At 70.9% G+C, this 11,649-nt stretch carries 13 protein-coding genes; 5 read left to right on the forward strand and 8 right to left on the reverse strand.

The annotated features are described in order from the left end of the window. The first annotated feature begins 64 nt into the window (after positions 1–64). The 3 genes from ACGGCP_RS18945 to ACGGCP_RS18955 all read left to right on the forward strand — a co-directional run bounded on the left by ACGGCP_RS18945 (position 65) and on the right by ACGGCP_RS18955 (position 2,296). The gene (locus ACGGCP_RS18945) at positions 65–328 is read left to right on the forward strand and encodes a CopG family transcriptional regulator (RefSeq protein ID WP_392967819.1); all 264 of its coding nucleotides are present in this window, start codon (positions 65–67) and stop codon (positions 326–328) included. After that, positions 291–689, forward strand: coding sequence for a type II toxin-antitoxin system VapC family toxin (locus ACGGCP_RS18950; RefSeq protein ID WP_392968047.1), 399 nt, complete (start codon positions 291–293; stop codon positions 687–689). The genes ACGGCP_RS18945 and ACGGCP_RS18950 overlap by 38 nt, the downstream gene beginning before the upstream one ends. 107 nt (positions 690–796) lie before the next feature. After that, on the forward strand, positions 797–2,296 hold the full coding sequence (locus ACGGCP_RS18955) for an alkaline phosphatase D family protein (protein ID WP_392967821.1): 1,500 nt from the start codon (positions 797–799) through the stop codon (positions 2,294–2,296). A 47-nt stretch (positions 2,297–2,343) separates the two neighbouring features. Here ACGGCP_RS18955 and ACGGCP_RS18960 read toward each other — a convergent pair whose 3' ends face one another. The 8 genes from ACGGCP_RS18960 to ACGGCP_RS18995 all read right to left on the reverse strand — a co-directional run bounded on the left by ACGGCP_RS18960 (position 2,344) and on the right by ACGGCP_RS18995 (position 8,482). Further along, positions 2,344–2,781, reverse strand: a complete 438-nt coding sequence (locus ACGGCP_RS18960; RefSeq protein ID WP_392967823.1) for a DUF2550 domain-containing protein — start codon at positions 2,779–2,781, stop codon at positions 2,344–2,346. Between the two features lie 3 nt (positions 2,782–2,784). Continuing rightward, on the reverse strand, positions 2,785–3,066 hold the full coding sequence (locus tag ACGGCP_RS18965; RefSeq protein WP_392967825.1) for a F0F1 ATP synthase subunit epsilon: 282 nt from the start codon (positions 3,064–3,066) through the stop codon (positions 2,785–2,787). Positions 3,067–3,228: 162 nt separating this feature from the next. Then, positions 3,229–3,906, reverse strand: coding sequence for a Crp/Fnr family transcriptional regulator (locus ACGGCP_RS18970; protein WP_030144656.1), 678 nt, complete (start codon positions 3,904–3,906; stop codon positions 3,229–3,231). A 305-nt stretch (positions 3,907–4,211) separates the two neighbouring features. Next, positions 4,212–5,408 carry a MarP family serine protease gene (locus ACGGCP_RS18975; RefSeq protein WP_392967827.1) on the reverse strand — a complete coding sequence of 399 codons (1,197 nt, stop codon included), beginning with the start codon at positions 5,406–5,408 and terminating at the stop codon, positions 4,212–4,214. 11 nt (positions 5,409–5,419) lie between these two features. Beyond that, a complete protein-coding gene (locus ACGGCP_RS18980; RefSeq protein ID WP_392967829.1) occupies positions 5,420–6,073 on the reverse strand; it encodes an NUDIX hydrolase in 654 nt (217 codons plus the stop codon). Then, positions 6,070–6,630 (reverse strand): TlpA family protein disulfide reductase, encoded by a 561-nt coding sequence (locus ACGGCP_RS18985; RefSeq protein WP_392967831.1) that lies wholly within the window; start codon positions 6,628–6,630, stop codon positions 6,070–6,072. Before ACGGCP_RS18985 ends, ACGGCP_RS18980 begins: the two co-directional genes overlap by 4 nt. Then, on the reverse strand, positions 6,627–7,391 hold the full coding sequence (gene nth, locus ACGGCP_RS18990; RefSeq protein ID WP_392967833.1) for an endonuclease III: 765 nt from the start codon (positions 7,389–7,391) through the stop codon (positions 6,627–6,629). The genes ACGGCP_RS18985 and nth overlap by 4 nt, the downstream gene beginning before the upstream one ends. Then, positions 7,388–8,482, reverse strand: a complete 1,095-nt coding sequence (locus ACGGCP_RS18995; RefSeq protein ID WP_392967835.1) for a S8 family serine peptidase — start codon at positions 8,480–8,482, stop codon at positions 7,388–7,390. Before ACGGCP_RS18995 ends, nth begins: the two co-directional genes overlap by 4 nt. Before the next feature lie 283 nt (positions 8,483–8,765). Here ACGGCP_RS18995 and ACGGCP_RS19000 point away from each other — a divergent pair, with 283 nt between their 5' ends. Next, positions 8,766–11,141: an SseB family protein gene (locus tag ACGGCP_RS19000; protein ID WP_392967837.1), complete on the forward strand. Its 2,376-nt coding sequence runs from the start codon at positions 8,766–8,768 to the stop codon at positions 11,139–11,141. Continuing rightward, a complete protein-coding gene (locus tag ACGGCP_RS19005; protein WP_344469334.1) occupies positions 11,138–11,503 on the forward strand; it encodes a hypothetical protein in 366 nt (121 codons plus the stop codon). Before ACGGCP_RS19000 ends, ACGGCP_RS19005 begins: the two co-directional genes overlap by 4 nt. The last annotated feature ends 146 nt before the right edge of the window (positions 11,504–11,649 follow it).

Genomic DNA, 11,649 nt, shown 5'->3' on the forward strand with positions numbered 1-11,649 from the left:
CCGGTCCGGGGAGCGGGGCCCTTTTTGTTCATCGGAGACGCCGTACGCATGGCACAGTGTGCTTATGTTCAAGACCACGGTGTACCTCACTCCTGAAGAGAAGGACGGCATCCGCCGCAGTGCTGCCGAACGCGGGATATCCGAGGCCGAGGTGATCCGCGAGTTCATCGATGCGGGCCTCGAATCCACCACACCCCAGTGGGACCAGTTGCCGGTGATCAGCAGCCCGGAGCTCGCCGCGCTCGGAGACGAAGAGGATTACCTTTGCTCGAATCTGCGACACGAACTGCCTGCTCAGTCTCGTCAACGCCGACGATCAGCACCATGAGGAGGTCCGGGGGCTCGCTGCCGTGCAGACCAGGCCGCTCATTGTCAGCCCGCTCGTCCTCGCTGAGTTCGACTACCTCGTTCGCAAGGTGGTGAGCAGCGAAGCCGCACGAGGGATCCTGTCCGGACTGCTCCAGGGACGGATGATCGAGGTCGCCTCGATGTCCCATACCGACCTGCTGACGGCCGTCAGAGTCGATGCGAAGTACGCCGGGCTGGACCTCGGGCTCACCGACGCGAGCCTGGTTGTCCTTGCCTACCGGTACAAGACGCTCGACCTGCTCACTCGCGATGAGCGGGACTTCCGACCGGTCACGCCGCTGCAGGGCGGCGCCTTCAGGCTGCTCCCGAAAGACTGCTGACCTCCGCTCGGCTGCAAGGTGTTCACCTCCGCGCCACCTTCAGGTCTTCCTCGGCTGGGAGGGTGAGGCTGTCAATCGAACACCCCCACGGTTTTTTGGAGACGACAGTGCAGATTGCTCGTCGGCGGCTGCTGGCCGCCGGGGCCGGCGGCGCGGTCCTTCTCGGCACTCCCGGGATCTCGTACGCCGCTTCGCGCCCGCAGCTCACCCACGGCGTCCAGTCCGGTGACGTGACCGATCGGGGCGCGGTCCTGTGGACGCGGGCCGACCGGGGCTCCGAGATGCGCGTGGAGCTGTCCACGCGCCCGGACTTCAAGCACGCCAGGCGGATCCACGGCCCGGCGCTGACGGAAGTGACGGACTTCACCGGGAAGGTGCGGCTCAAGGGCCTGCGGGCGGGGAAGACGTACCACTACCGGATCACCGCCGAGGGCGAGCGGGAGTCGGAGGCCCTGGAGGGGTCGTTCACGACGGCCGCGTGCGAGCCGGCGGACATCACGTTCCAGTGGTCGGGCGACCTGGCCGGGCAGGGCTGGGGGATCAACCCGGACTTCGGCGGGTACCGGATCTTCCAGGCGATGGCCGACGCCGAACCGGACTTCTTCCTGTGCTCGGGCGACTTCGTGTACAGCGACGGCCCGCTCGTGGAGACGGTGGCGCTGCCGGACGGGCGGACGTGGAGGAACACGCTCGTCGACGAGAAGCTGAAGGTCGCCGAGACCCTGGACGAGTACCGGGGCCAGTTCAAGTACAACCTGCTGGACGAGAATCTGCGCGCGTACCTCGCGAAGGTGCCGATGGTGAACCAGTGGGACGACCACGAGGTGACGAACAACTGGTACCCGGGGGAGATCCTGGACCTGCCGCAGTACACGGAGAAGAACGTGGACGTGCTGGCGGCGCGGGCGCGGCAGGCGTTCGCGGAGTACACGCCGGGCGGGTTCGACGCGGCGGGCCGGATCTACCGGAAGATCGCTCATGGTCCGCTGCTGGACCTGTTCGTGCTCGACATGCGGACCTTCAAGAGCCCCAACCCGGACGCGGACGGCCCGACCGGGCAGATCCTGGGCGCGGAGCAGCTCGCGTGGCTCAAGCGGGAGCTGCGGCGCTCGAATGCGACGTGGAAGGCGATCGCGGCGGACCTGCCGATCGGGCTCGTCGTCGGCGACGGGACCGGTGCGCAGGAAGGGGTCTCGAACGGCACCGGCGGTGCGCCGGGCGGCCGCGAGGGCGAGATCGCGGACCTGCTGTCGTTCGCGAAGCGCGAGGGCGTGAAGAACATGGTGTGGCTGACCGCCGACGTGCACTACACGGCGGCGCACCACTACAGCCCGGACCGGGCGGTGTTCCAGGACTTCGACCCGTTCTGGGAGTTCGTGTCGGGGCCGCTCAACGCGGGCGCGTTCGGGCCCGGGAAGCTCGATGCGACCTTCGGCCCCGAGGCCGTGTTCATGAAGCCGCCTCCGGCGGCGAACACGTCGCCGGCGATGGGCTACCAGTTCTTCGGGGAGGTCGGGATCGACGCGGAGACGGAGATGTTCACGGTGTCGCTCAAGGACCTCGACGGGAACACGCTGTTCGTGAAGACGCTGGAGCCGGCGGCTTAGCAACGCGGAACGCCTCCTCCGATCGGTTCGGGGGAGGCGTTTTCGTGTCAGTCGCGGCCGCTGTAGAACTCGGCTCCGGGCGGGGCGGCTTCGAGCCAGGAGAGGAACCCGGTGACCGCCGAGGTGGTCATCGCGAGTTCGACTTCGCCGGAGGAGGACTTGCAGCGGAGGATCGCCACTTCGGGGGGGAAGATCTGGGCTTCGGGCCCGGCGGGCTTGCGGCGCTCGGAGACCTGGACGTCGTGGCGCTGCAGGGAGTAGCGGGGGCCGAAGGCGAGGGAGAACATCCGGTACCAGCGGAGGGTGCCGCGTTCGTAGACGGCGAAGCCGGGGGCCCAGCCGCGTCCTTCCATGTGCCGGGAGAGCCGGGCGGCCATGGCCACCGAGCCGGAGCGGGACAGGAAGGACCGGCGGACGTACGTGAGCACGAGGAACACCGCGACGGCCGCCGCCAGTGCGGCGACGACGAGCAGTGCCTTCAGCATGGTCTAGGCCGAAGCGGGGGCGACCGGCTCGGCGGTCTCGGCGAGGATGGTGACCCCGTCGGTGGTGACCGACAGGAAGCCGCCTTCGATCTGCCAGGCGAGTTCGCCGCCGTCGACCGGCTGCACGCGTACGTTGCTGTCGATCCGCAGTTCGCCCAGCAGCGGCTGGTGTCCGGGGAGGACGCCCAGTTCGCCTTCGGTGGTGCGCGCGTAGACGGCCTTGGCCGTTCCGGACCACACCTTCGAGTCGACTGCTACGACTTCGACGTTCAGTTGCCCTGCCACAACGCTCCTTCAGCAGACTCCGGGATGGTTACGGGAAGTCTAGACGGGCTTCGGCGCGAACGTCGAGTCGCCCGGGGGCCGTGATCGGGAGATCACGCTGCGGACCTGTGGAAACAAGAAGGCCCCCGGCACAGCCGAGGGCCTCATGTTCATCCTTGGGCGTTACACGCGGGCCCGGCGAGCCAACCGCTCGGGGTCCATGATGATGACGCTCTTGCCGTCCAGGCGCAGCCAGCCGCGCCCGGCGAAGTCGGCGAGGGCCTTGTTCACGGTCTCGCGGGAGGCGCCGACCAGCTGGGCGAGCTCTTCCTGCGTGAGGTCGTGCGTGACGCGCAGGACGCCGCCGTCGCGGGTGCCGAAGCGGCTCGCCATGTGCAGCAGGGCCTTGGCGACGCGTCCGGGGACGTCGGTGAAGATGAGGTCCGCCATCGAGTCGTTGGTGCGACGCAGCCGGCGAGCTATCACGCGGAGCAGCTGCTCGGCGATCTCGGGCCGGTTGGCCAGCCAGGGGCGCAGCGCCGTCTTCGACAGGCGGGCCAGGCGGGTGTCGGTGAGAGCGGTGGCGGTGGCGGTGCGGGGACCGGGGTCGAACAGCGCGAGCTCGCCGACCATGTCGGACGGGCCCATGACCGCGATCAGGTTCTGGCGGCCGTCGGCCGAGCGGCGGCCGAGCTTCACCTTCCCGGACATGACGATGTACAGACTGTCACCCGGCTCGTTCTCGGTGAAGACTGTCTGGCCCTTGTTGACGTCGATGTACTCCATCTCTTTGATGAGCGACTCGACAGCTTCGGGGTCTACGCCCTTGAACAGGGCGGCCCTGGCCAATACATCTTCCATGTCCGTTCGCACCTTTCTTCAACGCACCGCTAGTGCAAGTACTGAGTCTATGCCTCTTGTCCGCATTGCGGGAGCGAGACCCCCGTAAATCCACATGCGCACCGTAGACGCCGAAATCGACATTCGTATCCGAATGAATGCGTTCCGTCGGTTCCGAGCGTCACCCCGAGAGACTCACCACGCCGTCTCAGCAGGGGATTGTCTCCGGTAAACGGAAAGCGTCGACAGCGACCGGTACAGCCTACCTGCAATGTGACGCCACGCCCAGTATCAGGCAATGGCGTATTCCCACAGGAACCCACAGATCAGGTGCACGATCCGGTGCCGACGGGTCCGGAGGCGGTGCGGCCGGCGTCGAGGACCGGCGCGGACTCGTCCATGGTCAGGGCGTATCCGGTCTCGGGGTCGTCCACGGCGGCGGCGAAGATGACACCGATCACCTCGCCTTGCGGGTTGAGGAGGGGCCCGCCGGAGTTGCCGCCGATGATCTGCGCGTACAGCTGGTAGACCTCGCGGGTGACGGTGCCGTCGTCGTAGATGTCGGGGCCGGTGACGATGCGCGCCTCGCGGACGCGGGCGGCGGTCGCGGTGTAGGGGCCGCCGCCGGGGTAGCCGAGGACGATGGCGTCGTCGCCGGACGCGGCGGTGTCGGCCTGGAGCGGGAGCGGCGCGGCGTCGAGGTCGGGGACCGAGAGGACCGCGAGGTCCTTCTCGGGTTCGAACACGATGACCTCGGCGTCGTAGAGGTCGCCGTCGGATTCGACCTGGACCTGCTCGGTCCCGGCGACGACGTGCGCGTTGGTGGCGACGAGGCCGTCGGCGTACACGAAGCTGGAGCCCTCGATCTGGCGGTCGCAGGACGGCGCGGAGCCGTGGACCTTGAGGACGGAGTCCTTGGAGCCGGTGACGACGCCGGACGCGGCGAGCTCGGGGTCGGGCGGGTCGACCGAGCGGGCCTCGGTCGGGTCGAGCCCGGAGAACACGTCGGGCATGCCGGAGGTGTTGAGCGATTCGCGCATCGACTCGTAGACGCCTTTGACGGCCTCGGGCATGTACTCGTCGATGCCGGAGACGAGGCTGGAGTTGCGCACGGCGGAGGCGACGGCGGGCATCGAGGAGTTCGCGAGCGGCGCGGCCGCGACCCAGGTGACGAGGAGGACGGCGGCGACGGAGACGATCGGCCCGGCGAGGTGGTCGAGGCGTTTGGAGCCGTCGCGGCGCAGCCGCCTGCGGAGCCTGTACCCCAGTGACGTGGCGATGGCCATGCCGCCCAGGGCGAGTGCGAAGACGACCAGGAGCGACGCGATGAGCTTCGCGAGCGCCTCGGAGTAGAAGTCGGCGGCGAACGGGGCGATCTGGATGCCGAGGATCGCGCCGCCGAGGAACCCGATGAACGTGGTCGCGGAGGCGATGAACCCCTCGCGGTACCCGTTGATCGCGAACAGGAGCGCCAGGAGCACGATGACGACGTCGACGAGGAGTCCCGCACTGGTCGGTTCCATGCCGCCTCCGTTCAGCGCCGTTCGAGCTCCATCGTCCGGCCGGTGTCCCAGGGGCGGGTCCACCCGCCGAGGTCCAGGAGCCACGACAGTACCCCGGCGGTGAACCCCCAAATCAAGGGCACGCCTTCGATCTGGAAGCCCGGGCCGCTGCGGCCGGACGGGAACGGGACGGTGCCGCGCGAGGCCGGGTCGGCCAGGAGCGGCAGCGGGACCTGGTGCGCGGCGGCGACTTCGGACGCGGCCTGCGGGGCGACCAGGTGCGGGCGGGTCCACAGGGCGAGCACGGGCGTGACCGCGAAGCCGGACACGGGGATCCACAGTTTCGGCAGGGAGCGGCCGACGAGCACCGAGGACGGGTCGACGGCGAGTTCCTCGGCGGCTTCGCGCAGGGCCGTCGCGGCGGCGTCGGCGTCGCCCGGCTCGGTCCCGCCGCCGGGGAACGCGACCTCGCCGGGGTGGTGGCGCAGGGTGGCGGCCCGCTGCTGCAGCAGCACCGAGGGGCCTTCGTCGGTGTCCTTGAGCAGCACCAGGACCGACGCGGTGCGGGCGTCGTCCTCCTCGTAGGGGAGGAGGTGGTCGGCGATGACGCGGCCGATCACCGGCGGCTCCGCGGCCTCGGCGGCCTTGAGCAGCGGCGGCCACCAGCCGGGTCGGGTCTCGGTCATGCCAGCTCCAGTCCGAACGCGGACTCGGCGGTCTCGGCGAGGCTCGCAGTGGTGACGCCGGGCTCGGCGACGACCTCGGCGACGGTGCCGTCCGCGTTCACGAACGCGACCCCCGGCAGGCCCGGGACGCCGAGCCCGATGCGAACGGCCTCTTCGGGATCGAACACGGAAGGAAAGGTCATGCCGAACTCCTCCGCGAACGAGCGGCCCGTGTCGCGCACGTCGGCGGTGTCCACCCCGAGCACGTCGACCTGGTCGCCGTACGCCTGGTAGAACGCCTCGACCTCCGGGGCCTCGGCCTGGCACGGCCCGCACCAGGACGCCCACAGGACGACGAGCATCGGCTTGCCGTCCGGGCCCACCGCTGTGGGAGCCTCGTCGCCGAGGCAGTCCAGTTCGAGGTCGCCGACGCCGTCGATCGCAGTCGTGCCGGAAACGCAGGCGACCGACCAGGTCGGTTCGGCCGCTTCGGGAACCGTGACGCCCGGCGCGGGCGACTCCGCCGTGCACGCCGCCAAGAAGAACAGTGCCGCCGCGGCGGTCAGGACCCGCTTCACGCGCCCACCGCGCGCTCGATGCCCGCGAGCCGGATCAGCTCGTCCACGTTGTCGCCCTTCAAGAGCTTCACGGCCTCGGCCGGGTCGGTCGGGCCCTCCCCGAAGGACGGGCAGTGCGCCGCCAGGGTGCACGCGCCGCACGCGGGCTTGCGGGCGATGCACACGCGGCGGCCGTGGAAGATGATTCGGTGCGAGAACATCGTCCACTCGCGGTGCTCGATCAGCTTCTGCAGCTGGAACTCCAGCTTCACCGGGTCTTTCCCGTCCACGAGGCCGAGCCGGTTCGTGATCCGGATCATGTGCGTGTCGACGGTGATGCCCGGGACCCCGAACGCGTTGCCGCGGATCACGTTCGCCGTCTTGCGGCCGATCCCCGGCAGCTTCACCAGCGACTCCATGTCCTCCGGGAGCCTGCCGTCGTGGTGCTCGACGAGGGCCTTGCCCAGGCCCATGATCGACTTCGCCTTGTTGCGGTAGAACCCGGTCGGGCGGATGATCGCCTCGACCTCCTCCGGGTTCGCCTCCGCGTAGTCCGCTGCCGAACGGTACTTCTTGAACAGCGCGGGAGTCGTCAGGTTCACCCGGACGTCCGTGCACTGCGCCGACAGGATCGTCGCCACCGCCAGTTCGAGGGGGTTCGCGTAGTCCAGCTCGCAGTGCGCATCCGGATGCGCCGCGGCCAGCAGGCGGTCGATCACACGGGCCCGGCGCTTCCTGGCCAGCTCGGTCTCTTTACCCTTCCGGGCGTCGGCGGCGGTCACCCCGCCATGGTACGCGGACGGCCCGGCAGCCGACCGCGCCCGCGATGCCCGCGCCCGCCCCGCAGGAGCAGCGCCGACGCCCCCAGCAGGCCGCCCCCGGCGGCCGTCGCCGCCGCGCTCCACACCGGTGAGATCGCCGACTCCGCCGTCCCCGACGCGCGCGGCAGCACCTCCGCGTCCACCGCCGCGGCCGCGTCCACGACCCCGCCGCCCAGGCCCGCACCGGCACCGGCCGCCGAACCCGTCAGCGCCCGCCGCACCTGATCCGCACTCCACTCCGGGTGCGCCGAACGCACCAGCGCCGCCGCGCCCGACACCACGGCCGACGCGAACGACGTGCCCGTCACCGTCTTGTACCCGCCGCCGGGCTTCGGGGCCGTCAGGTCCGCGCCCGGCGCGGCCAGATCGGTCTCCTCGCCCGTCACCGCGGTCTTCCAGCGCCGTCCGTCCTCGTCCGAGCCCGTCACCGCCAAGACCTCCGGCACCCGCGCCGGGAACCACACGTCCTCGGCGGGCGCCTCCGCGCGCTGGTTCCCCGTGCACGCCACGATCAAGACGTCATGCGCCTCCGCGTACGCGATCGCCTCCGCGAACGGCGGCGAATCGTAATGGCCGCCCAGCGACAGGTTCACGATGTCCGCGCCGTTGTCCACCGCCCACTCCACGGCCGCGCCGACCATCGCCGAATCGTGGTACCGGTTCTCGTCGTCGAGCACCCGCACCGGCAGGATCTCCGCGTCCGGGGCCACCCCCGAATGTCCGGCCTCCCGGCCCGCGATCAACCCCGCCACCGCCGTCCCGTGCCCGACCGGATCGGCCTGGCCGAACGCCCGCTCGTACACCGGCCCCGGATCCGACCCGAACGCCAGCAGCCGCGGCTCCGCCCCCGGGTCCACGTCCACATAACTGCGGCCCGGCAGGACCGCGCCCTCCAGCGCCGGATGGTCCGCGTCCACACCCGAGTCCACGACCGCCACGACCACGCCCGCACCGGTGCTCGTCGCCCACGCCGCGGGCGCCCCCACCGCCTCCAGATGCCACGCCGCGGGCGCGGAGGCCCGGCCCGTGTGCGCGGAGAGCAAGAGCGCCAACAGCGTCGAGCACACACAGGCGAGAGCGAAGCGAGCGAACCGGTCCCCCATGAGAACCGGATCGTTACACAGCGACAGGCCCACAGCGTGGGAATGACACACGCTCTCCTTTATGAATTCGTTATTCTCGCCCTACTGACGGAAACTTGACAACGCCCTCGCGTTACGGTGACGATCGCGAGGGGACGCCGCGTTCGCTCGACATGCCCCGGCGACGCTTGCGAGCCGTCGACGGGCACCGCCCCATCCAGGACCGGTAGGGGGGAAGGGCTGAGTGGGATCGATGTGGGAACCCAGTAACGAGATCGAGCAGCGCCTCCGCGAGGCGCTCCGAGCCGAGGACCAGGACGGATACTTCCGCATCCTGGCGCAGATCGAACTCGTCCTCCCACTGTCCTATGAGGACTCGAACGGGTCCGGCGCCGACACGTGGGCCACCTGGACCACCGACGACCGCACCCACATCCTCGCCTTCACCTCCGAGACCGCCCTCCAGACCTGCCTCCGCGACAACGCCGGCGCTTCCCGCCGCGTCTCCTTCGCCGCGCTGGCCGAGGCCTGGCCCGACGAGGAGTGGTGGCTCGCCGTCAACCCCGGCCTGCCGATCGAGGGGTACCTCCCGGCCTGGTTCGTCTCCCAAGTCGCCCAGGGCATGACGACCGTCCCCGCAGACCCCGCGCCTGAACCGGCGCCTGCCGAGCAGTACGACGCCTACTCCTCCGGCGCGCAGCCGTCCCCGTTCTCGGCTGCGCAGTCCGACCCGTTCGCGAACCCTATGGCGCCCGCCCCCGAGCCGCGCCGTGAGAGCTTCATGCCCCCGGCCCCGCCGGTCCCCGAGGTCCCGCCCGCCCCGCGCCGCTCCTCCGATTTGAACGGCGCCGCGCAGCAGGCCGCCTCGACCGTCGGCGGCACCACCTCCGCCGGGCTGCCGCTGCGCCAGCCCCCGCGCGACGAAGCGCCCGAGGCCGACGCGTTCAACGGGCACGCCTTCGCGTCCCAGCCGCCGCCCGAGCCGGAGCAGTCCCAGCCCCGCTCGTTCGGCTCGCAGCCCCAGGGTTTCGGATCCCAGCCGCGCGAGTTCGGCTCGCAGCCGCAGGGCTTCGGCTCGCAGCCGCCGCACCACTCCCAGCCGCCCGCGGCGCCTCCGGCGTTCCCGGCCGACGCGCAGTGGCCGAGCCAGTCGCAGCAGCAGGAATGGCCCGACGCCCCCGACTGGCTGCGCGACCAGCAGCCCGACCCGTCGACCCTGCCGACCCGCGCCCCCGCGCCGCCCGTGGGCGCTCCCGAGCCGTTCCCGGCGGGCGAGTCCTTCGGGAACGCCGCCGCGTTCGTCCCGCAGCAGCAGGACCCGTTCCAGAACGGCGACGGCTTCGGCAACGGCGCCTTCGGCTCCGAGCCGCAGCGCTCCGCCGAATCGTTCGCGTCCATGTCGAGCGCCTTCGGGCGCCGCCCCGCCGAGGCCGAGGCGCCGAGCGCCCAGGCGCAGGGCGAGCCGGTCGAGCTCACCGGGGACGAGGCCGAGCCGCTGCTCGCCGCCGCCGCGTCCTCCGGCGACACCGCCGCGTTCCTCCAGACCCTCCTGTGCGCCAGCGTGATCCTCCCGATCGGCGACCCCGAGGCCGCGCACCTGCGCGTCGGCGACCCGGCGTTCCGCTGGTCCAGCGACATCGTCGACGGCATCATCGGCATCACCGTCTACACCACGCCCGAGCGCATGGCCGAGCGCGCCGGCGAGGACACCGCGCACACCACGGTGCCCTTCGGCTGGCTCATCCAGCACTGGCCCTCCCAGGACTACGCGCTGTACGTCAACCCCGGGACCTCCGTGGGCGCCAACATGAGCGGCCCCGAGATCGAGCCGCTCATCAAGTGGGCCGAGGCCAAGGACCTGCTCCGGTTCGCGACCGAGATGGAGAAGCGCCACGCCGCGGCCGCGCGCGCCAACTCGCCCGCCCACAAGGTCCAGCCCGTCCTGTGGCAGAAGACCATCCCGCACCAGCAGGTGCCGTTCTACCTCGAACGCGGCTACGACCGCGTCGGCGGCTTCGTGCACCCGGCCGGGGCCGTGGAGCACCTGCGCACGCCCGCGCAGCTGTACCTCGCGCTCGGGCTCATCCGCTCCAGCGAGGAGTTCAGCCCCGCCGACGACTCCGTGCACGTCCTGCGCTGGATCGGCTACCGCACCGACCTCTACCCGGTCGCCTTGGGCGGCAACGACTACGCGACGGCCGAGTCGCGCGGCGGCACCGTCGTCGAGCCCGGCCCGTTCCGCGGCGACGGGTTCGCGCCCTCCGAGGGCGACGAGCGCATCCCCGAGCACAAGGTCGACTCGGTGCGGCTCCCGCACGGCGCGAAGATCCTCCGGATCGACTCGCGCGGCGAGGTCGCCGAGATCGCCTACTACGACGCCGACACCCGCGAGTGGACCCCGATCGACGGATCGTTCGGCGGTCCGGCCGCGATCGAGGCGTCCGCTGCTCCGGCGCTGCCCGCCGGTCCCGCGCCGAGCGGCCCGATGGGCGAGGCGTACGGCTACGACAGCGCGCTCGGCGAGGCCTGGGGCGACGCCGACGGGCACTACGACCTGGTGCGTCCCAACCCGGAGGAGCGGGCCGCGCACGTGCTCGACACCCGCGACCGCGAATGGAAGGACGCCTGATGCGCGACGGCTACATCGCCCGCTGGAAGGGCGCCGAATACGACTCCAGCCCCGACGGGGCCCACGTGCGGCTGTACTCGCCCACCGGCGGCGACGGGTTCGTCGAGGTCGCCGACGGGCGGTTCCGGCGCGGCGTGCCGATCGGCGAGCTCGAGGACTTCTTCTACGTGCGCACGGTCGCGACCTGGCGGGGCGAGCCGTTCTTCGTGCTCGGCGCCTCGGGGGAGTGGCTGCGGCTGGAGTACCGCGGCGGCCGCAGCGACGTGGCCCGCTCGCTCGGGCTCGAACCGTACGACAACGGCGTGTACCAGATCTGGGCGCCCGCCGAAGAGGTCACCGACATCAGCGAGCAGTACCTCTAGGACTTCCGAGGAAGCCCCGGCCGCGCGGCCGGGGCTTTTTCCGTGCCCGCCCCGGCCCGCGCGGCCGTTCCGGCGAAAGTGTCAGGAGACCGCTTTCACACGGCTGTTGTTTGATGTATAGTTCAGAGAAATAAGAAAGCGTTTGC

The organism is Glycomyces sp. NPDC048151 (assembly GCF_043202775.1).
Taxonomy (GTDB): Bacteria; Actinomycetota; Actinomycetes; order Mycobacteriales; family Micromonosporaceae; genus Glycomyces.

Coding starts and splice junctions, on each gene's coding strand:
- ACGGCP_RS19000 (WP_392967837.1), top strand. CDS start 8,766: ATGTGGGAACCCAGTAACGAGATCGAGCAGCGCCTCCGCGAGGCGCTC.
- ACGGCP_RS18945 (WP_392967819.1), top strand. CDS start 65: ATGTTCAAGACCACGGTGTACCTCACTCCTGAAGAGAAGGACGGCATC.
- ACGGCP_RS18970 (WP_030144656.1), bottom strand. CDS start 3,906: ATGGAAGATGTATTGGCCAGGGCCGCCCTGTTCAAGGGCGTAGACCCC.
- ACGGCP_RS18960 (WP_392967823.1), bottom strand. CDS start 2,781: ATGCTGAAGGCACTGCTCGTCGTCGCCGCACTGGCGGCGGCCGTCGCG.
- ACGGCP_RS18980 (WP_392967829.1), bottom strand. CDS start 6,073: ATGACCGAGACCCGACCCGGCTGGTGGCCGCCGCTGCTCAAGGCCGCC.
- ACGGCP_RS18975 (WP_392967827.1), bottom strand. CDS start 5,408: ATGGAACCGACCAGTGCGGGACTCCTCGTCGACGTCGTCATCGTGCTC.